16 protein-coding genes are annotated in these 20,173 nt (G+C 67.2%); 12 read left to right on the top strand and 4 right to left on the bottom strand.

Going from position 1 to position 20,173, the window contains the following annotated elements; translation table 11 throughout:
• Positions 1-4 precede the first annotated feature (4 nt).
• The 7 genes from P1L40_RS04040 (at position 5) to P1L40_RS04070 (ending at position 8,176) form a co-directional block, all read left to right on the top strand.
• Entirely contained in the window at positions 5-787 is a 783-nt protein-coding gene (locus tag P1L40_RS04040; protein WP_284010031.1) for a DUF7847 domain-containing protein, read from the top strand.
• A 48-nt stretch (positions 788-835) separates the two neighbouring features.
• Positions 836-1,369 (top strand): DUF5815 family protein, encoded by a 534-nt coding sequence (locus P1L40_RS04045; RefSeq protein ID WP_284010032.1) that lies wholly within the window; start codon positions 836-838, stop codon positions 1,367-1,369.
• 49 nt (positions 1,370-1,418) lie between these two features.
• Complete coding sequence (locus P1L40_RS04050; protein WP_284010033.1) at positions 1,419-2,213, top strand: hypothetical protein; 795 nt, start codon at positions 1,419-1,421, stop codon at positions 2,211-2,213.
• A gap of 95 nt (positions 2,214-2,308) precedes the next feature.
• The gene (locus tag P1L40_RS04055; RefSeq protein ID WP_284010034.1) at positions 2,309-2,539 is read left to right on the top strand and encodes a hypothetical protein; all 231 of its coding nucleotides are present in this window, start codon (positions 2,309-2,311) and stop codon (positions 2,537-2,539) included.
• Between the two features lie 121 nt (positions 2,540-2,660).
• Entirely contained in the window at positions 2,661-5,909 is a 3,249-nt protein-coding gene (gene carB, locus P1L40_RS04060) for a carbamoyl-phosphate synthase large subunit (protein WP_284010035.1), read from the top strand.
• A 144-nt stretch (positions 5,910-6,053) separates the two neighbouring features.
• On the top strand, positions 6,054-7,688 hold the full coding sequence (locus tag P1L40_RS04065) for a sensor histidine kinase (RefSeq protein ID WP_284010036.1): 1,635 nt from the start codon (positions 6,054-6,056) through the stop codon (positions 7,686-7,688).
• 62 nt (positions 7,689-7,750) lie between these two features.
• Positions 7,751-8,176, top strand: a complete 426-nt coding sequence (locus P1L40_RS04070) for a DUF6069 family protein (protein ID WP_284010037.1) — start codon at positions 7,751-7,753, stop codon at positions 8,174-8,176.
• A gap of 42 nt (positions 8,177-8,218) precedes the next feature.
• Here the strand turns inward: P1L40_RS04070 and carA are convergent, their stop codons facing one another.
• Positions 8,219-9,265 carry a glutamine-hydrolyzing carbamoyl-phosphate synthase small subunit gene (gene carA, locus P1L40_RS04075; RefSeq protein WP_284010038.1) on the bottom strand — a complete coding sequence of 349 codons (1,047 nt, stop codon included), beginning with the start codon at positions 9,263-9,265 and terminating at the stop codon, positions 8,219-8,221.
• Between the two features lie 102 nt (positions 9,266-9,367).
• Between carA and P1L40_RS04080 the strand changes: the two genes are divergently transcribed.
• The 3 genes from P1L40_RS04080 to P1L40_RS04090 all read left to right on the top strand — a co-directional run bounded on the left by P1L40_RS04080 (position 9,368) and on the right by P1L40_RS04090 (position 11,961).
• Positions 9,368-9,781, top strand: coding sequence for an Lrp/AsnC family transcriptional regulator (locus P1L40_RS04080; protein WP_284010039.1), 414 nt, complete (start codon positions 9,368-9,370; stop codon positions 9,779-9,781).
• Positions 9,782-9,952: 171 nt separating this feature from the next.
• Positions 9,953-11,413, top strand: a complete 1,461-nt coding sequence (locus tag P1L40_RS04085; protein ID WP_284010040.1) for a sensor histidine kinase — start codon at positions 9,953-9,955, stop codon at positions 11,411-11,413.
• Between the two features lie 239 nt (positions 11,414-11,652).
• Positions 11,653-11,961, top strand: coding sequence for a HalOD1 output domain-containing protein (locus tag P1L40_RS04090; RefSeq protein WP_284010041.1), 309 nt, complete (start codon positions 11,653-11,655; stop codon positions 11,959-11,961).
• Positions 11,962-11,970: 9 nt separating this feature from the next.
• Here the strand turns inward: P1L40_RS04090 and P1L40_RS04095 are convergent, their stop codons facing one another.
• From P1L40_RS04095 to btuC, 3 genes are read right to left on the bottom strand one after another with little or no spacing between them, the layout of a single operon-like run.
• A complete protein-coding gene (locus P1L40_RS04095; RefSeq protein ID WP_284010042.1) occupies positions 11,971-14,337 on the bottom strand; it encodes a DEAD/DEAH box helicase in 2,367 nt (788 codons plus the stop codon).
• 37 nt (positions 14,338-14,374) lie between these two features.
• Positions 14,375-15,565: a heme ABC transporter ATP-binding protein gene (locus P1L40_RS04100; protein ID WP_284010043.1), complete on the bottom strand. Its 1,191-nt coding sequence runs from the start codon at positions 15,563-15,565 to the stop codon at positions 14,375-14,377.
• The gene (gene btuC / locus P1L40_RS04105; protein WP_284010044.1) at positions 15,562-16,632 is read right to left on the bottom strand and encodes a vitamin B12 ABC transporter permease BtuC; all 1,071 of its coding nucleotides are present in this window, start codon (positions 16,630-16,632) and stop codon (positions 15,562-15,564) included. The genes P1L40_RS04100 and btuC overlap by 4 nt, the downstream gene beginning before the upstream one ends.
• Before the next feature lie 59 nt (positions 16,633-16,691).
• Here btuC and P1L40_RS04110 point away from each other — a divergent pair, with 59 nt between their 5' ends.
• Both P1L40_RS04110 and P1L40_RS04115 read left to right on the top strand, forming a co-directional pair.
• The gene (locus P1L40_RS04110) at positions 16,692-18,008 is read left to right on the top strand and encodes a PGF-CTERM-anchored ABC transporter substrate-binding protein (protein ID WP_284010045.1); all 1,317 of its coding nucleotides are present in this window, start codon (positions 16,692-16,694) and stop codon (positions 18,006-18,008) included.
• Between the two features lie 181 nt (positions 18,009-18,189).
• A complete protein-coding gene (locus P1L40_RS04115; RefSeq protein ID WP_284010046.1) occupies positions 18,190-20,163 on the top strand; it encodes an ABC transporter substrate-binding protein in 1,974 nt (657 codons plus the stop codon).
• Positions 20,164-20,173: the final 10 nt, after the last annotated feature.

The following is a 20,173-nucleotide window of genomic DNA, read 5'->3' on the forward strand; positions in this document are numbered from 1 at the left end:
GAATATGTCCCTGGAAGTCGGGCAAGCCCTCCGAGACGGAATCGACGATCTGACGAGCGAACGCGGCCTCCTCTTCGTCGCCGTGTTCGTGCTGTTCGGACTACTCAACACCGTGGTGAGTCAGTCGCTCTCGCTGGCGATCAACCGGTCGATCGCCTCCGCACTCGACGTTCCGGCGTCGGCGATGCAACAGCAGGGCGGGTTCGGCGGCGCCTCGAACGCGCTGGGGCTGGAGCTCCCGATCGCCGTCGCGGCCGCCCTGACGGTCCTGCTGTGGGCGCTCGGTACCGCGCTCCGTGTCGTCGCCATCCGGTCGTTCGCCTTCGAGGGGCCGAGTCCGCTCCCGTCGGCCGCGACGGACAACCTCGTCCCGACCGTACTCACCGCACTGGGCGCGTCGGTCGTGATGACCGTCCTGCTGGCGATCGGGTTCCTGTTGCTCGTCATCCCCGGCCTCGTCCTCGCGGTGTTGTTCTTCTTCGTCATGCAGGAGGTCGCGCTCAACGACAGCGGCGTCGTCGAGTCGCTGAAAAACAGCATCGACCTCGTCGGAGACAACATCGGTGGCGTGGTCGCCCTCATCATCGTCACGTTCGCGCTGGGGGCCGTGATCACGCTCCCGCTCGGGGCGGCCTCGCTGGGACTCCCGGGATCGATCTCCTCGGCGCTGACGACGCTACTGGGCCAGATCGCCTCGGTGTTCGGGATCGCCGTGGTCACCAGCGCATACCAGCAGGCGATGGCCGACGAGCAGTCCACGGCCGACCAGCAGGCCGACGAGTTCTGAGCGGGCGACACCGCGGCGTTTAACCCCCGGACGGTCCAACACGGGGTAATGGCAGAACCGCGCGTGCCCGGGAGCCGCGACTCCGCGCTCGAACTCCCCTGTGGCGAACACGTCGACACACACGACCTCCATCTGGGACTGCGGGAGTTCGACTGCGCCTGTGGCGGCACACACGCAGTCGTACTCGACCCGCACCCGCTGGCCCGGTTCGTCCCGGAGTTCCTCGTCGAGGTGTTACAGGCCACCGTGGAACCGAGCGACGACCACGACGAATTCACGACCGTCCACCTGCTGGGCGTGGTGATGGAGGAGTTCCCCGACTCGGTCGCCGTCGCCGACACGAGCGAGGACGGTGCGGTCGGCTACTCGATGGCCTGGGTGACGGACTTCGACTCCCGACGCCTCCACGAAGTCGTCGTGGAGTTGCTCGTCGAGCTGATGGAACACGCCGTCAGCCACGCCGAGGACGACGCGGTGATGGACGAGTTCGAAGAACAGATGCTGCAGTTCGATGTCGAGGCGTTCGTCGACCAGTACCGCGCAGAGCGGGACTTCGAGGACCGCCACGACAGCGCGGTCTGAGAGGCGAGAGCGACCCGTACTGTTTCCTCCGTCGAGCCGTAGTGTCGGTATGGCCTGGCGTCCCGTCCTGCTGGCAGTCACGGCGGTACTCGTGGTGACTGCCGGCTGTACCACCCTGAGCGGGCAGTCGGCCGAGCCCACGGCGGTGACGCCCGCGCCGGTCCCCGAGCAGACGCCGGGCGAGAACGGGCGCTCGCTGGTTCCGGGGCTGGCGACGGAGCGAGTCGTCGACGCGGAGGCGCTCGCGGCCGCACACGCCGGGCAGGTCCGTAACCGATCGTACACGCTGTCGATGGACTGGGCGGCGGCGGGACAGGAGCGTGAGAGCCTGTTGCGCGTCGAGAACGAACGCCGCTACCGCTACCGGAGCGAGACCGCGACCGGCGGCTACGGCGACCGGTCGTTCGTCGACGGCGGGACCCGGTTCAGCCGCCACGAGCGCCCGCTGGGCGTCGAATACGTCACCGGAGAAGCGGTGCCCGCACGCGAGCGAGTCAGCGGGCTCACTCGCCGCCTCGTTCGGAACTTTCTCGGAGTGGGCAACAGCACCGTCACGGTTCGCGAGGGCGAGACGGGCCGGTACTACCTGGTACGGACGACCCATCCGGAACCGCCGTCACTGGACGACGTACACGACTTCCGTGCCCGTGCGCGCGTCGATCCGACCGGGCTCGTGCGCTCGATGGACCTCGCCTTCCGGAACCCCAGACAGAACACGACCGTGCGCTACAGCTTCGAGTACACCGCCCTCGACGAGACCGCTGTGGACCGCCCGACCTGGGTCAAGCAGGTGTGGCCCAACGCGACCGGCGGCGATAGACAGCGACTGTCTGACAGCGGGTGACAAACGCGGGTCGTCGCCGTCGTGCGGTTTCGTGAGATCGGGCGTCTGACTGCTGTCTGACGGCGTTATATGAGGATTGAGCTGTAAGGAATGGTATGCGCATACGTCACGGTGAGTTCGAGCGCATCCGGTCGGTGCTCGAAGACGCCGACACCGAGGGGCCCCTGACCGCGCGCGAAATTCTCGACGTGCTCGCAGCACACGACGAGGACTTCGACAGCGCCCACCGTGTCGCGACGGTACTGGGGCGGCGCGCCCAGACCGGCGAGGTAGAGGTCATCCAGGGCCAACCCTACCGGTACCAGTTGGGCGACGCGGAGAACTGACACACCGACCGGGTGTGAACGGGACCCGTGTGAACCGGACACATTACGATATTCGAAATTCGGCTTCGAGCTTCGTACCTTTTCGCCGGGCTTATTACGATGTGTAGACTCCGGTCGGGTAATGACAGCCGAGGAAGACCGCACGATACTTCTCATCGGGAGCGGCCCGATCAAGATCGGACAGGCCGCCGAGTTCGACTACTCCGGCGCACAGGCGTGTCGCGCCCTGCAGGAGGAAGGGGCCCGAGTCGTCCTGGTGAACTCGAACCCGGCGACCATCATGACCGATCCCGAGATGGCCGACAAGGTGTACCTCGAACCGATCAACACCGAGGCCATCAGCGAGATCATCCGGAAGGAAGACCCCGACGGCGTCATCGCCGGCCTGGGCGGCCAGACCGGCCTCAACGTCACCGCCGAACTCGCCGAGGAGGGCGTCTTGGACGAGTACGACGTGGACGTGATGGGGACGCCACTGGACACCATCTACGCGACCGAGGACCGCGACCTGTTCCGCCAGCGCATGGAGGACATCGACGAACCGGTGTGTGCGTCGACGACCATCGCGCTCGACGACGACGAGTCCGTCACGGACTTCGACGAAGAGACGTTCCGGCAGAAGGTCGAGGACGCCGTCGACGAGGTCGGCGGCCTACCGGTCATCGCCCGGACGACCTACACGCTGGGTGGCTCCGGCTCCGGCGTCGTCCACGAGTTCGACGAACTCGTCGAGCGGGTGCGCAAGGGCCTTCGCCTCTCCCGGAACGGCGAGGTGCTCGTCACCGAGTCCATCGAGGGCTGGGTCGAACTCGAATACGAGGTGATGCGGGACGCCGACGACTCCTGTATCATCATCTGTAACATGGAGAACATCGACCCGATGGGGATCCACACCGGGGAGTCGACGGTCGTGACGCCCTCGCAGGTCATCCCCGACGAGGGTCACCAGGAGATGCGCGACTCCGCGCTGAAGGTCATCCGCGAACTCGGGATTCAGGGTGGGTGTAACATCCAACACGCCTGGCGTGACGACGGCACGCCCGGCGGCGAGTACCGCGTCGTCGAGGTCAACCCCCGCGTCTCCCGCTCCTCGGCGCTGGCCTCGAAGGCGACGGGCTACCCCATCGCCCGCGTGACCGCGAAGGTCGCGCTCGGCAAGCGGCTCCACGAGATCGAAAACGAGATCACCGGCGAGACGACCGCCGCCTTCGAGCCCGCCATCGACTACGTCGTGACGAAGGTGCCACGCTGGCCCATCGACAAGTTCACCGACGTGGACTTCGAGCTGTCGACGGCGATGAAATCGACCGGGGAGGCGATGTCCATCGGCCGGACCTTCCCCGAGAGCCTCCTGAAGGCGTTGCGCTCCTCGGAGTACGACCCGGCCGTCGACTTCAACGAGGTCGGCGACGGCGAACTCGAGTCGGAGTACCTCGAACGGGCCTCGCCCGACCGGCCCTACGCCATCTTCGAGGCGTTCCTGCGCGGCTACAGCGTCGACGCAGTCGTCGACTTCACCGACATCCACGAGTGGTACGTCGAGCGGTTTGAGCAGGTCGCCGAAGCCGCGCGGGCGGCGATGGACGGCGACTACGAGGCCGCCGCACAGGCCGGCTTCACCGACCAGGAGATCACCGCACTGGCCGGCGGCGAGTTCGAGGACACCCACGTCTCCTGGCTCCCCGCGGGGATCGAGGACGACGGCGGCGACGAACCGGAAGTCGAAGCAGCCACAGATGGCTCCGGTGTCACGGTCGACACCGTCGAGACCGACACCACCGACCGGGACTACAAGCTCGTCGACACCTGCGCGGGCGAGTTCAAGGCGACGACCCCGTACTACTACTCGACCCGCGATCCGATCTCGGGGATCGACCGCAACGAACTCCAGATCGATCCCGATGTCGAGAGCGTCGTCGTGGTCGGGGGCGGCCCGATCCGGATCGGCCAGGGTGTCGAGTTCGACTACTGTTCGGTCCACGCGGTCCGTGCTCTGGAGGAACTGGGGATCGACGCCCACGTCGTCAACAACAACCCCGAGACCGTCTCGACGGACTACGACACCTCAGACGGGCTGTTCTTCGAGCCGGTCACCGCAGAGGAGGTCGCCGACGTGGTCGAGGCGACCAACGCCGACGGCGTGATGGTCCAGTTCGGCGGCCAGACCTCCGTCGACATCGGTCACCCGCTCGAACAGGAACTCGACCGCCGCGGGCTGGACTGTGAGATCATGGGGACCTCCGTCGAGGCGATGGACCTCGCGGAGGACCGGGACCGGTTCAACAAACTGATGGACGACCTGGGCATCGCCCAGGCCGAGGGTGGCACCGCCACCAGCGAGGACGAGGCCCTCGAACTGGCAGAAGAGATCGGCTACCCCGTCCTGGTCCGCCCGAGCTACGTGCTGGGCGGGCGCGCGATGGACGTGGTCTACAACGACGACGACCTGAAGACCTACATCGAGGAGGCAGTGCGTGTCTCCCCGGACAAGCCCATCCTCATCGACGACTTCCTGGCCGACGCCGTCGAACTGGATGTCGACGCCGTGGCCGACGAGGACGACGTGCTCATCGGCGGCGTGATGGAACACGTCGAGACCGCCGGGGTCCACTCGGGCGACTCCGCGTGTATGATCCCGCCCCGCTCCCAGGAGATCAAGGACGTGATGCCGCGCATCCGCGAGGTCACCGAGGACATCGCCGAGGCGCTGGACACGGTGGGCCTGCTGAACGTCCAGCTCGCGGTCCGTGACGGCGAGGTGTACGTGCTGGAGGCGAACCCACGGTCCTCCCGGACGGTGCCGTTCATCTCGAAGACGACGGGCGTTCCGATCGCGAAGCTCGCCGCGAAGGTGATGGCCGGCGGCTCCCTGGCCGACCTGAACGTGGCAGAACAGATCCCCGAGCAGGTGTCGGTCAAGGAGGTCGTACTGCCGTTCGACCGTCTGCCGGGTTCGGACCCGCGGCTCGGTCCCGAGATGAAATCGACCGGCGAGGTCATGGGCACCGCCGGCTCCTTCGGCAAGGCCTACCAGAAGGCCCAGATGTGTGTCGACAAGCCGATCCCGCTGTCGGGGACCGCCATCGTCGACCTGCCGGTGCTTGGCTACGAGGAACACTTCGATGTCAAGAGTCTCGACGACTACGAGGACACCGAGGCCGTCGTCGAGGCCATCCAGAACGGCGAGATCGACCTGGTCGCCTCCCGGGACCGGGACGTGCTCGAAGCGTGTGTCGAGGAGACCGTGACCTACTTCTCGACCCGCGAGAGCGCCGAGGCCGCGCTGGAAGCTATCAACTCCGACGACCAGCCCCTGGCCGTCCAGGCCGTCGGCGAGCGCCCGAAGACCCAGCGCGAGTGGGGCCGCTGACGGGTTCGACACCGCCGGTTCGCGCTCGGTAGGCGAACACTACCGACCGGTTTCTGTGGCAAAACTGCTAAGACGCTTCCGCCGAAAGCGTTGCGGACCTTGGTCGTTGGAACCCCTCTGGGTTACCTGATCGTCGGGGGCACCGTGAGCGCCGGACTCTGCGCGTTCGGGCTGGCCGCCTATCTGCTGCGCCACCGCGGCAGTCCGGGGGTGAGTTGGTTCGTCAGCTCGTTTCTGGCGATCGGGCTCTGGTGTCTCACCTACGGCGCCGGCTTGCTCGTCGACAGCTACCCGCTCCGGATGTCCCTCGAAGCGGTCGGGCTGATCGCCGCAGTCTGGACCGGACCGCTGTTCCTGATGTTCACGCTGGAGTACACCGGCCGCACGGCGACGACCCGGAGCTGGCAGGCGGGAGTGATTATGGCCCCGGCGGCGGCGATCTCGGGGTTGATCCTGGCCCCGCAGTACCACTCGCTGCTGTGGAGCGGGGTCCGGCCGGCACCAGTGTTCGGGCTCTCCGTGCCGACCTACACGATCGGCCCGCTCCTGTATCTGATCACGGTCTTCGTGCTCGTGTGTACCGGCGTCGGCGCGCTGTTGCTCGTCGAGACGGTGCTCAACTACGGCCCGCTGTATCGGACGGAGGCGGCCGCGGTCGCGCTCAGCACGCTCCCGCCGGCGGCGGGTGCACTGCCGTGGCTGTTCAACGTCGGCCCGGCTCCACAGCTCAACCTCGCGCCACTTCTGTTCCTCGGGCACATCGCCCTGGACGGCTACGCGTTCGTCGGGAGCAACATGTTCGAGACGAACCCGACGACGGAACGGGCGGCCGAACGGTCCGCCGTCGAGGACCTCGGGAGCCCGACGTTCGTTCTCGACACCGCCGACCGGGTGGTCACGGTCAACGACGCTGCTGCGGACGTGTTCTGTCTGGACCGGGAGACGGTGCTGGGCAGTCGACTGTCCGCCCTCGTCGACGTGGACCTGACGGACGGCGCCGACCGGCAGATCGTCTCGGTTACCACCGACAGCCGCGACCGGCAGTTCTCGGTGGTCACGTCACCGCTGACCGATCCGGCCGACCGTCGCGTGGGCCGAACCGTCGTCTTCCAGGAGATCACGCGCGAGCGGGAACGCGAACAGCGACTGGACGTACTCAACCGCGTCATCCGGCACAACCTCCGCAACGAGATGACGGTCATCATGGGCCACGCCGATCTCGTCAGCCGGCGCAGCGACGACGAGGAGATCGACGCCTCCGCCGAGACGATCAAAGCGAGCGGCGAGCGGCTGCTTGCCACCGGCGAGAAAGCGCGGGAGTTCGAGCGTCTCCGGGGCAGAGAGCCGCGGTCGGACCCCGTCGACGTTGTGGAACTCGTCGACGCGCTCACGACCGAGATCGACATCGAGTTCCCGAACGCCACCGTCGAGGCGGATCTCCCGTCGACCCCGACGATCGTCGAGACCGACCCACAGGTGCTATCTCTCGTCGTGTCGAGCCTCCTGGAGAACGCGCTGGCACACAACGAGACCGACGATCCGAGGGCAGTCGCGGCAGTGGCCTCGGCTGCCGACGGGATCGAGCTCACGATCAGCGACAACGGCCCGGGGATCGAGGCCGACGAACTGGCGCCGATCCGGAAGGGCGAAGAGACATCGCTGGAGCACTCGACCGGGATCGGCCTCTGGATCGTCAGCTGGGGCGTCTCGATGCTCGGTGGGGAGATCGATTTCGAGACGGACGGCGACGGGACGGCCGTCTCGGTCCGGTTGACGTGACGACGGGGCGGTACCCCTTGGATACTATACAGGTTATGCTCGTGGGGAGCGTCTCCGTCGGTATGGAGACAACAACCCGCTATCCGGCGCCGACGGGGGCCGGCGATCTGACCCGGCGGACGACCGCCGGTGTCCTGGTCGCCGTCGTCGCAGCGTTGCTCGTCCGTGCCGTCGTCACCACGCTCGGCCTCCCGGTCGGTCCCTCCGGAGCGACGAGCCCGTTCGCGTCGTTCCCGATCGTCACGAGCGTCGTCGTCGCCGGTGTCGGTGCCGCCCTCGTGTACGCGGGGCTGGTCCGGACGACTGCCCGGCCGGTCCGGAACTTCGCGGCGCTGGTGGCCGTCGTGTTCCTCGGGATGCTCGTCCCGGTCGTCGCCGTGGCGCCGGCGCTGGGCGTGACAGCCGTCGGACAAGCAGTGCTGGTCGTCTTGCACCTCGTGGTCGCCGTTCCGATCACGGCGTTCGTCGTGGGCGCCGTCCGGCTGTAGACGGGGAGCGAAACCCGCCCGTCACCCGTTCCCTGACCGGCGTTACTTCTCTGCCATCGCCAGTACGTCGTCGAAGAAGCCCAGCGAGTCGTGGGGACCGGGGTTGGCCTCGGGGTGGTACTGGCGGGTGATGATGTCGAGGTCATCGTTCTCCAGCCCCTCCGGCGTGTCGTCGTTGACGTTGACCTGCGTGACGTTGAGATTGTCACCCGGGTCGGCGACCGTGTAACCGTGGTTCTGCGTTGTCATCACGACCTGGTTCGAGCGCAGGTCACGCACCGGCTGATTGACCCCGCGGTGGCCGAACTCCATCTTCTCCGTCTCGCCGCCGAGGGCGTTTGCGACGACCTGCTGGCCCAGACAGATCCCGGCCAGCGGAACGTCCCCCACATAGGTATCGACCAGTTCGCCGGCCTGTTCGAAGTTCTGTGGGTCGCCGGGACCGTTCGAGATAAAGAGCAGGTCGGGGTCGACCTCGGCCACGTCGCTCTCGCTCGCGTCGTAGGGGAAGACGTGGACGGCGGCGTCGCGCTCGACGAGCGACTCGACGATCGAGCCCTTCGCACCGCAGTCGACCAGCGCGACCGTGGCGCCGTCGCCGTCGGCGTTGTGGGTCTGGACCTCGTCGACGGAGACCTGCTCGCCGATGTCGGTGTGGTCGGACATGTGCTTACACTGGGCGAGCTGTTCGAGCGCGTCGTCCGCTGTCGCGTCGGGGCCGGCCGCGATCCCGCACTTCATCGCGCCCTCGTCGCGGATCTCGGTGACGATGTCGCGGGTGTCGAGGTGATCGACGGCGGGGACGCCCTCGCTTTCGAGCCACTCGGCCACGTCGTCGGTCATCTCGCGGGCGACGGCGGCGCGCGGGTGGACGCGGTCGGACTCGAAGCGTTCCTCCCGGACGCCGTAGTTGCCGATCAGCGGGTACGAGAACGTCAGGACCTGCTCCTCGTAGGACGGGTCGGTCAGGCTCTCCTCGTAGCCGGTGTAGGCGGTCGTAAACACCAGTTCGCCGCGTGCTGTGCCGGGGGCGCGAGCGCGCGCCTCGACGACGCGCTCGCCTTCCAGCGCCACGTATGCGTCTGCCATTACGAGATGCGTATACTATAGTGGCTGATAAGGGTTGCTTTCGAAGTCGAGTTACGAATTTCGTAATCCTCAAGAGGGGGGCCGGGGTAGATTCTACCCTCGATGGACGAACTCGACCGCGAGATACTTTCGATCCTTCGGAAGGACGCCCGCACCCCGTACACGGAGATCGCCGACGCGATCGGGACCTCCGAGGGGACGGTCCGGAACCGCGTCGAGCGCCTCGTCGACGACGGCGTCATCGAGCGGTTCACCGTCGCGACGCGGACGGGCAACGTCAAGTCGATGATCGAGGTGAGTGTCGATGTCGATGTCGACACCGCGGCCGTCTCGGACCGGATCGCGGAGTGGCCCGAAGTGGACTTCGTCTGGCAGGTCTCCGGCGAGGAAGACATCGTGGTCGTCGTCGACGCCGCCGACACGAACGCGGTCAACGATCTCATCACGAAAGCCCGGGAGTTGGACGAGGTGGCAAGCACGAAGACGAGGCTGATTTTAGACGAGCGAGTCGGCTGATCGGACTGAAGCGACGAGCACCCTGAAATCCGCCGATTCGAGGCTGATTTTAGACGAGCGAGTCGGCTGATCGGGGCGAGGTCACAACGCAGACGCGAAATCGCCAGTTCGAGGGTTGTTTTAGCCCCACGAAAACCGAGAGTTAATGCCCCCGGCCAACCCATCAACGGCATGTCCAGTTCTTCGGGGGGATCGGACCAGCGTATTCTGTACGTGCAGCCGAAACAGGACTGGACGATCCACCCGGACCAGCTACGGCACCAGCGACCGGCTCTTTCCGTCGAAGTCGCCGAGACGCTCTCCGAAGCGCTGGCACGCCGGGACGAATCGATCGACTGTCTCGTCGCGGGGTTCGAGATATCCGGCGGCACCGCCGTCGAACTGCTGGATCAGTCCACGACCGACCGGCCCGACCCGCCCGTCGTCCTCGCTGTCGCCGCGAGCGACGGCACTGTCCCGGTCGAGGCCGTCAGCGAACCGTTCGCCGACGTTGTCCCCGTCACCGACAGCGACGAGTCCGCAGCGGAGTTGGCCGGGGCGGTAGCGGCCGTGATCCCGGAGACGAACGACCCGGAGATCGCGGGCGTCCCCTTCCCTGACGCGCGGTCGATGAACGACTGGAAAGCCACGCTCTTCGACCAGTTTTTTACCGGCATCCCACAGCACATGTTCGTCAAGGACGAGTGCGGTCGGCACGTCGTCGTGAGCGAGAGCGCGATCTCACACCGCATCCACCGCAGGAGCGACGAGTACCTCGGCCGGCGGGACATCGACGGGGTCGTTCCCGACGCCGAGGCACGCGAACCGTACGAGGACGACATCTCCGTGATCGAGACCGGCGAGCCGATACACAACAAGGAGGAGTACTACGCCGAAAGCGGTCGCTGGTTCCTGACCTCGAAGGACCGCTGGGAGGACGAGACGAGGGGCACGCGAGGGCTACTCGGCGTTGCACAGGAGATAACCGACCGGAAAGAACGGGAGCGACAGTTGCGAATCGTCACCCACCTCGTCCGGCACAACCTGCGAAACCAACTCAACGTGATCAGCGGTCGGGCGGAGTACCTCATCGACAACCCGGGGGCCGCGCCCGAAGCGGGGCAGTGTATCCTTGACGCCGCGCTCGGACTGATCGAGCAACTGGACAAGCAACAGACGATCCTGAAGATCATGGTCGGCGAACCGGAGGTCCGGCCGGTCGATCTCGGCGAGGTCGTCCGGTCCGAAGTCGAGGCGCTCTCCAGGCAGTACCCGGCGGCGTCGATCGAGGCCGACATCGAAGACGGCGTCGTCGGGTCGGCGACAGACAACGTCAACCACGCGATTACGGAGTTACTAGAGAACGCGATCAGTCACAGCAGTCGGTCCACACCCCACGTAGATGTCAGCGTTCGGATAGTCGACGGCGAGGCACGGATCCGTGTCGTCGACGAGTGTCCCGCGATACCGGAGTTCGAGGTGGAGGTGCTGACGGGCCAGCGGACGGTCGACCAACTGAGCCACAGCACGGGACTGGGGTTGTGGATCACGCAGTGGGTCGTGACTCATGCCGACGGCGCAGTCAGTTTCGACAGAGCTACCGACGGGAACGCGGTGACGGTGACCATCCCGACGGCGGAGTGGGGCGGCTGAGGACACTGGCGTCGGTCGTCGTTCCGGGTTCGTGTCAGTATCGAGTCTCGTTCGGGCCAGGGACGCGGTCTCGGAGCACGACTGGCGAGGACTCCTTCCGGAGGGTCGACGACCGGCGTTCGGTTACACACGAAGGAATCCGATAGCCGGCTGCTATCGGTCTGGTAAGCTGTCACAGTGTCTCGAATGGCTCCAGCTAACAAAGGTGGTGTGTCCTGAACCGAGAGATACACACCACAATGACGGCACCGAACGGAACAACGGAGCGCCGACGGGGGTACGATCCGGCGACGGGAACCTACCACACCCACCACGACTGGAGTGGATCGACCCCGCTGCACTACACTGTCTGTACTGCTGTCGCGGCACTGACCGGCGACGATGTCTCGACGACCACGCCACTGGCGGATGTGGTCGAGCCCGACGCGCTGGAGACGCTGTTCCGGCCCGAGCAGCCGACGGGGGCTGCCACCGATCGCGCGACGTTCACCTACGGGGGCTGTACGGTCACGATTTACCGCGACGGACGCATCCACATCGTTCCGTGAGTCGCTTCGTCAGCGGTCCTCGCCCGTGAGCCCGTCCAGCAGCGCGATCGCACCGGCCTTGTCGAGCGGGTCGTTCGCGTTGCCACAGTGGGGCGACTGCACGCAGGCCGGACAGCCGTCGGCACAGCCACAGCCACGGAGCATCGTGAGCGTGGTCCGTGCGAGGGCGTCGATCTCCTCGTAGCCGGCGCGAGTCAATCCGATACCACCGGGGTAGCCGTCGTACACGAAGATCGTCGGCTCGCCCGTGTGTGGATGTCGCGGCGTCGACAGCCCGCCGATGTCGCCCCGGTCACAGAGATACTGGAATGGAAACAGCGAGATCATCGCGTGTTCGGCCGCGTGGATCGAACCGGGGAAGTCACCCGCCGGCGCGGCGTCGGTGGGCTGTCCGCCGTCGGTGTCGCCGCCTTCGGCGGTCACCCGGCGGATCTCGGTCTCGATGTCCTCGGGGACGGTGTAGTACAGCGCCGTCGTCTCCAGTGTCGTCTCCGGGAGGTCCAGGGGCCGCTGGCCCAGCACCTCGCCGGAGGAACCGTCGCGGCGCTCATAGCCGGTGATCTGCTTGCGCATCGTCACCGAGGCGAAACGGACGGGCACGTCCGGCCGCGCGTCGAAGGCTCGCTCGTCGTGGTCTTCCTCGACGGTGATCGTCTTGTCGTGGCGCACACGTGTGAAATAGTCCGCCCACGTCCGGTCGAGTTCGGCGACGCCCGCCGAGAGGTCGAGGTCGGTCACCTCGTAGCGCCGCCCCTGGTGGTGATAGATCGCGCCGGGGTGGGCGTCCCGTAACGCGTCCTCGAAGGGGAGAGTCGCCAGCACGTCGCCGTCGGCGACCAGTTTCACGTCGCGGTCGTCGACGGTCCGCAGGCTCATGTCGTGGTGGGGCGAGCCGTTCGCGAGCCAGCGGACGCCGTCGTCGGTCGTCCGGCGGTCCAGCGTCCCCTCGGCTTCGAGCGCCGCGACCACGTCGGGGAACGTGCCCCCGAAGTGCCGGTCGTCGTCGGGCGAGAGCCAGTTCTCGCGGGCGGCCGCGTGGACGTGATCGGGGAGCAACTGCTCGTTCTCCGGGTTCGTGACGGCTTGCTCGGGCGGTTTCTCGAACAGTTCCGCCGGCGTCCGCATGACGAACTGGTCCAGTTGGTCCTCGCCGCCGACCAGCACCACGAGCGCGGGGTCGATCCCGCGGCCCGCGCGGCCGGCCTGCTGGAACGCGCGCATCCGCGTGCCGGGGTAGCCGTCCAGTAGCACGGCGTCCAGCCCGCCTACGTCGACGCCTAACTCCAGTGCGCTGGTCGACCACACTCCCCGGAGGTCGCCCGACTGGAGTCGGGATTCGAGGTCTCGGCGGCGTTCGTCGGTCAGGGCCGCCTGGTAGGCGCCGACCGCGTTCGCGAGGTCGTACTCGCCCCGGTCCCGCAGGTCGCCGGCGCTCTCGTCGGCGTAGCGCTCGGCGGTCTGGCGCGAGCCCGCGAAGACGACTGTCTGGTAGCCCCGCTCGACGAGATCGACGAACAGCCGCTTGGTCTCGACGTGGCTGGACCGCCGGCGGCCGCTGCCCCAGCCACCGTCGGACTCGTACTCGGGCGGGTTCCACAGCAGCCAGTGGCGCGGCCCGCTCGCGCTCGTGTCCTCGTCGACGAGCGCGAACGACGACGCCGGGCGACCGGTGACCGCCGCGGCGTGTTCGACCGGGTTACCGATCGTCGCCGAGCAACAGATCCAGTCGGGGTCGTTGTCGAACCGCTCTGCGAGCCGCTGGAGGCGGCGGAAGACGAGCGCGACGTGGCTGCCGAAGATCCCCCGGTAGCCGTGGACTTCGTCGACGACGACGGTCTCTAACCGCTGGAAGAACCAGTCCCACAGCCGGTGCCCGTGGGGGAGAATCCCGTAGTGGAGCATGTCAGGCGTCGTCAACAGCACCGTCGGTTGGCGCTCGCGGATCGCCTCCTTCTCGGACTTCGACTGCCGGCCGGTGTACTGGGCGACCGAGACGCCGGAGGCGAAACCGAGCCCCTGAGCCAACTCCGAGAGGGTCTCGGTCTGGTCGTTGATCAGCGCGACCTGCGGGGCGACGTACAGCGTGGTCCCACGCCGGTCCAGCGCGCGCTCGAACGCCGGGACGGTGTAGGCGAGGCTCTTGCCGCTTGCCGTCTCGGTCGCCAGGACGACGTTGTCGCCGTCGCGTGTCGCCTCGATGGCGGCGGTCTGGTGGGCGTACAGCGAGTCGATCCCCTCGTCGGCGAGGACGGTCGCCAGCCGGGATTCGAGATCGCAGTCGGCGACGGTCGCCTCCCGGCCGGGCACCGTCCGCTGGTCGGCGATCTGGCCCTCGTAGTAAGGGCGGTCACGGAGCCAGTCGATAGTCTCGTCCACGGCGTCGGTTGGGAGTCGACGGTGTTGAGTCGTGCGGTCAGTCGTCCTGTGCCGGCGGGGGCTGGGACCGACGCGGGTGGTCGCTGTCGAGTTCGGCACGGAGTCGAGAGAGGACGGCGTCGGCGTCTCCGTCGCCGGCGACGACCGTCTCGGCGGCGTCGACGACCGGGCGGTTTCCGGGTGCAACGTCGCCGGCCGTCACGACGGCGTCGGCCCGGTCCGCCAGTTCGACCGCGCGCTCCCGGGTGCCGTCGTCGATGCCGGCGAACGCTGGGACGGTCACCGCCACACAGTCCAGTGCCGCCGCACGGTCGGTCGCGACATCGCCCGCGGGAGCGACACCGAGTGTCACCTCGAACCCGGCGCCCGCGAGGCGGGACAGCGCCGTCGCCGCCGACTGGCCGGTCCCGACGACGTGGACGCGTGCGTCGGCCGTCCCGGCGGTCCGTGCGGGCAGGGGCGTCACCAGCGGCGCGTCGGTCACGGGGTGGTCCGTGACGAGGGCGTTGGCGTCGAACGCTTCGCCCAGCGTCTCGGCGCCCAGCACGTCTTCGGGCGGGCCGGCGGCCCGGATCTCACCGCCCGCGACCAACACGAGTTCGTCGCAGTACCGCGCCGCGAGGTTGAGGTCGTGGATGGCGGCGACGGCCGTCTTGCCGTCCGCGACGAGGTCGGCGACCAGTTCCAGCGTCCGGACGGCGTGGTTGATGTCCAGGCTGGCGGTCGGTTCGTCCAGCAGCAACACCGGCGTCGACTGGGCCAGCGCCCGCGCCAGGAGGACCCGCTGGCGTTCGCCGCCCGACAGCGAGGTCACGCGCCGGTCGGCGAACTCGGCGACCTCGGCCCGCTCCATCGCCTGCTCGATGGCCGCCTGGTCGTCGGAGCCGGCGCGCTCGAACCGCCCCAGATGTGGCGTCCGTCCCATCTCGACGACCTGCTCGACGGTGAAGTCGAACGACAGCGAGGTCGACTGTGGGAGTCGGGCGATCAGCCGGCCGATCTCGCTGGCGCTGCGCTCGTGGACCTCGTGGTCGGCGACGGTGACGCGTCCCTCGTCGGGGACGAGCGTGCCGCCGACGGTTCGCAGCAGCGTCGTCTTCCCGGCCCCGTTGGGACCGACCAGCCCGACGAGTGAGCCCTCGGCGACGGCCAGGTCGATCCCCGAGAGGATCTCCTGCTCGGCGATCGACACCGACAGGTCCGTCGTCTCGACGATGGGACAGGTCACAGCTCGTGGACCTCCCGTTTGCGCAGCAGATACAGGAAGAAGGGCGCGCCGAGTGCGGCCGTGACGATCCCGACGGGGATCTCCGCGCTGCCCGACCGGGCGAGGGTGTCCGTGGCGACGAGGAACGAGGCCCCCGCGAGCGCCGCCGTCGGCAGGAGCACGCGGTGGTCCGGTCCGACGACGAGCCGCATCGCGTGGGGGACGATGAGGCCGACGAAGCCGATGACGCCCGACACGGCCACGCCGGCGGCCGTGACGACCGCCGACCCGGCCAAGAGAACCCGCTTGCTTCGCTCGACCTCGACGCCGAGGGCGTGGGCGTCCTCGCTGCCCAGGAGGAGGACGTTCAAGTCCCGTGTGTACACGAGCAGTGCGAGGAACGGAGCGACGACGAACGCCGTGCTGACCCCGACATCGGCCCAGGCGGTGTTCGCGAGGTGGCCCATCAGCCAGAACACGGCCCGGCGCATGCTCTCCCCGCTCTGGAGGAGCAGAAAGGAGACCACCGCACCCAGGAACGTCTGGACCGCGACGCCGGCCAGCAGCAGCGTCGCGACGGGAGTCTGGCCGTTGCGAGTCGCGATGAGGTAGACGCCGAACGCGGCGAGCAAGGCGCCGGCGAAGGCCGCGGCCCGTAGTCCAAGCCCCCAGGGGAGCGCGACGGGGAGCACGATGAACCCGACGGCGCCGACGGCCGCTCCGGAGGAGACGCCGATGATCGAGGGGTCGGCCATCGGGTTCCGGAACACGCCCTGCATCACCGTCCCGGCGGCCGACAGCGAGAAGCCGACGACCGCCCCCAGGACGATCCGCGGGAGGCGGACCTGCATGACGATCTGGCGCTGGAGGTCTTCGACGGGAAACTGGAACAGCGGCGCCGTGGTGAGTTCGGGGCTCCCTCCGGCGACGGAGACGCTCGTGGGGACGGCGACGGCGTTCAGCAGGACCTTCCCCACGTCCGCCGGCGGGATCCAGACGGGGCCGATACCCGCACTCACCGTGACGACGACGAGCAACAGGCAGCCGAGCCCGCTGGACCAGCCGAGTGCGCGCCCCGTCGTATGCATGTTCGAAAGCTGAGTTGGAGTAGGTAAATATTTATTGTTCCTGTGTTCCCTCGTATACGATGAGACGGTACACGACGCTGTGTGTCGGACTGCTTCTCGTGGTGTCTGCGGTCGCCGCCGTGCCGACGGCGACTGCCGCGACCACGACGAGTTCCCACTGTAGCTTCCCGGTCACGATCACCGACGCGACCGGGACCGAAGTAACGATCGAGGAACCGCCCGAGCGCGTGACGACCACCAACCCCTCGGCCGCCCAGACGATGTGGGAGATCGGCGGCCGCGAACAGGTCGTCGGACTCACCCAGTACGCCTCGTATCTCGACGGGGCCGACCAGCGGACGAACGTCTCCGCTGGGTTCGGCGTCAACGTCGAGAAAGTCGTCGGAACGAACCCGGATCTGGTTCTCGCGCCGAACGCCAGCGCCAGGGACGTGCGGCCGCTCCGCGACGCGGGGCTGAAAGTCTACCACCTCCGGGCCGCGACGAACATCGACACCATCAGCGAGAAGACGAACACGATCGGTCGACTGACCGGTAACTGTCAGGGCGCTGAGCAGGCCAACGCCTGGATGAACGCCAACGTCAACGCGATCAGGGACACGACCGACGGCATCGACAGCCGTCCGAGAGTCCTCTACCCGCTCGGGAGCGGGTTCGTCGCCGCCGACGACACGTTCATCAACTCGCTGATCCAGTTGTCGGGCGGAGACAACGTCGCCGCACGGAGCCACACCGGCTACCCCCAGTTGAGCAGCGAGGTCATCCTGCAACTCGATCCCGAAGTCCTCGTGGTGACGCGCAACCCCGGTATCGTCCAGCAACAACCCTACGCGAGCACGACCGCCGGCCAGCGGAACGCGACTGTCCAGGTTCAGACGAGACATCTCAACCAACCGGCGCCCCGCAGCGTCGTCCGTGCTGCACACAGCCTGACCAGCCAGTTCTACCCACAGGCCTACAGCGAGGACAGTTACGTCCCGCGGTCGGCGGTCGGCGGGTCCACTCCCACGGCGACTCCGATTCCCGAGCCCACACCGACAGCGACCTCGACCCCCACTCCCACTCAGTCCCCCGACGAATCGGGCAACGGTGGCGGCTCCGCGCCAGCGGACGACTCCGGTGACGTGAACGACGATGGGTCCGATTCATCGGTTGTGTCGGACGACGAACAGGCGACGACGACTCCGACAGCGCAGTCGACTGTGACTCCGACCGACCGAGCAACTGCTACCCCGACATCACCGGCGACCGCGACCCCCGATCAGGGTACGACTACCACAGCCGAACCGACGACGAGCGGTAACGGCCCCGGCTTCACCGCTGTCGCCGCCGTCCTCGCGCTGCTCGCGTGTGCGCTGCTCGCGCGACATCGATAACGGTTCGACCGGCCGGTCGGCGCCGTCCGATGTCGGCCAACCGCCAGTTGCATTACCAACACGTATTTCGGGTGTTCGTCTCGATGTCCTCACCGCATTACAGCGTTTGCGTCCAGTATAAACACACATAACATTCTTAATTTAGGCGTCTCAGTGTCAATGTAGCTCAGGAGATCCCACAATGACTAACGTACCTGAAGATGTCCTCCCTGATGGACTGTCCCGACGACGACTCATGCAGAGCGCGGCCGGTATCGCCGCCGCTGCGATGGCCGGCTGTCAAGGCGACGGCGGCAGCGGTGGCGGTGGCGGCGGCTCTATCGACCCCGTCCAGGACCGGGTCGAAGTTACCCCCAGCGAGATCCAGGAAGGCGGAAGCTTCCGGACGGCAGTCGGTGCCAACCCCGACACGTTCGAGTTCGCCGAGAGTACCTCCGCACAGGCGTCGATCATGCACAATCTCATCTTCGAGGGGCTGACCACGACCAGCGCCAGCGGCGAGATCTACTCGTGGCTCGCCGAGTCCTACGAGCGAGTCGACGTACAGGAGGCGAGCCCGGCCGACTACACCGACTACATGACGACAGCCCCCTACGCCGAAGGCGAGGAGGGCGCCGTGTTCATCGACACGGACAAACAGATCGTCATCCAGGACCCGGACAACCCCGACAGCCCCTCGGGCGGCGACGAGGCCCGCATCCTCACCGTCGACGAAGCGGCCGACGCCGTCGCCGACGGCACCTACGGGATGCACTTCCAGTTCCAGCTCCACGAGGGAGTCACCTTCCACAACGGTGAGGAGATGACCGCCGACAACGTGGTCGCCTCCTACAACCGCCTCCAGAACTCCAGTCTCTCGGGACAGGTGTACGACTCCCTGCTCCACATCGCCGCCGACGGCGACTACACCGTCGACCTCTACGCTCAGACGCCCGACGCCGCCGCGATCCGCGAACTGGGTGAGTTCCCGATCTACCCCTCCGAGATCACCGACAACCTCGAACTGGGGCAGATGGACCCCCGACAGGGGAACACCCCGCTGGGAACCGGCCCGTTCCAGCTCGCCGAGTTCGCAAACGAGGACTTCGTCCGCTTCACGGCGTTCGAAGACCACTGGTTCGAGACCGGGATGAAAGACTGGTTCGACGGCCCCTCCGAGTTCCCGAACGGCCCGGCCGTCGACGAGGTCGACATCTCGATCATTCCCTCGGACGCACAGCGGTCGGCCGCGCTCCAGAACGACGAGATCGACATGGCCTTCGGCCTGACCGCCAGCACGCTGACGAACTACCAGGAGTCGGACGGCTTCCGGACCGCCCCGACAAACGGCGCCGGCTACACGTTCATGCAGTTCCCGGTCCGCCAGGAACCCTGGACCAACGCGAAGCTCCGCCGCGCCGTGAACAAGCTCATCCCGCGCCAGACGATCTCCGACGAGATCTTCCAGGGCTGGGAGAAGCCCGCCTGGGTCCCGCTCCCGCCGCTCGCGGCGGGTGCCGGTTCGACCGACTACGACGCGATGGTCGAGAACCTCCAGAGCTACAACACCTACGACACCGAGGAGGCTACCCAGCTCGCCCAGGAAGCCGTCGACGAGATGGGGATCGAGACACCGATCGAGGTCACGCTGGAGACGAACTCCGACAACGACGACCGCGTCCGCACCGTCGAACTCATCGCCGAGTCGATGAACCAGACGGAGTTTTTCGACGTGACTGTCAACACCAAGGAGTTCCTCACGTTCATCAGCCAACTGCTCAGCGAGAACTACTGGGAGGAGGGCAAGCTCGCCTTCATCGGGCTCTCGGGCGGGTTCAACCCCCACGGCTACGCGAAGTCGGTCCACCACCCGGACAACTTCGCTCAGTGTTGTAACTTCCAGAACATCGACATCCAGGACCTCAACCAGCAGCTCCGCGAGGCACGCTACGGCGTCGATGTCGTCGAGGACGCCTCCCTCCGTGCCGAGCGCTACGAGACGGTCTGGGAGACCATCCTCGAACAGAACGCCAACTCCTACGGGACCCACAGCACACTGGTAGGTGTCGTCAACGACTCCGTCAAGGGGTTCAACACCTACCCGAGTACCCAGGACGTTGTCGGGTACGCGATGTACAACGCACCCGACCAACAGGTCACCTACCTCGACCAGTAACGGTCGAGTC

It is taken from the genome of Haloarcula pelagica (assembly GCF_030127105.1).
GTDB lineage: Archaea > Halobacteriota > Halobacteria > Halobacteriales > Haloarculaceae > Haloarcula > Haloarcula pelagica.

What these genes read in the sequence shown, in the direction of transcription:
- P1L40_RS04040 (WP_284010031.1), top strand. Translation starts at nt 5, where the DNA reads ATGTCCCTGGAAGTCGGGCAAGCCCTCCGAGACGGAATCGACGATCTG.
- P1L40_RS04045 (WP_284010032.1), top strand. Translation starts at nt 836, where the DNA reads ATGGCAGAACCGCGCGTGCCCGGGAGCCGCGACTCCGCGCTCGAACTC.
- P1L40_RS04050 (WP_284010033.1), top strand. Translation starts at nt 1,419, where the DNA reads ATGGCCTGGCGTCCCGTCCTGCTGGCAGTCACGGCGGTACTCGTGGTG.
- P1L40_RS04055 (WP_284010034.1), top strand. Translation starts at nt 2,309, where the DNA reads ATGCGCATACGTCACGGTGAGTTCGAGCGCATCCGGTCGGTGCTCGAA.
- carB (WP_284010035.1), top strand. Translation starts at nt 2,661, where the DNA reads ATGACAGCCGAGGAAGACCGCACGATACTTCTCATCGGGAGCGGCCCG.
- P1L40_RS04070 (WP_284010037.1), top strand. Translation starts at nt 7,751, where the DNA reads ATGGAGACAACAACCCGCTATCCGGCGCCGACGGGGGCCGGCGATCTG.
- carA (WP_284010038.1), bottom strand. Translation starts at nt 9,265, where the DNA reads ATGGCAGACGCATACGTGGCGCTGGAAGGCGAGCGCGTCGTCGAGGCG.
- P1L40_RS04080 (WP_284010039.1), top strand. Translation starts at nt 9,368, where the DNA reads ATGGACGAACTCGACCGCGAGATACTTTCGATCCTTCGGAAGGACGCC.
- P1L40_RS04085 (WP_284010040.1), top strand. Translation starts at nt 9,953, where the DNA reads ATGTCCAGTTCTTCGGGGGGATCGGACCAGCGTATTCTGTACGTGCAG.
- P1L40_RS04090 (WP_284010041.1), top strand. Translation starts at nt 11,653, where the DNA reads ATGACGGCACCGAACGGAACAACGGAGCGCCGACGGGGGTACGATCCG.
- btuC (WP_284010044.1), bottom strand. Translation starts at nt 16,632, where the DNA reads ATGCATACGACGGGGCGCGCACTCGGCTGGTCCAGCGGGCTCGGCTGC.
- P1L40_RS04110 (WP_284010045.1), top strand. Translation starts at nt 16,692, where the DNA reads ATGAGACGGTACACGACGCTGTGTGTCGGACTGCTTCTCGTGGTGTCT.
- P1L40_RS04115 (WP_284010046.1), top strand. Translation starts at nt 18,190, where the DNA reads ATGACTAACGTACCTGAAGATGTCCTCCCTGATGGACTGTCCCGACGA.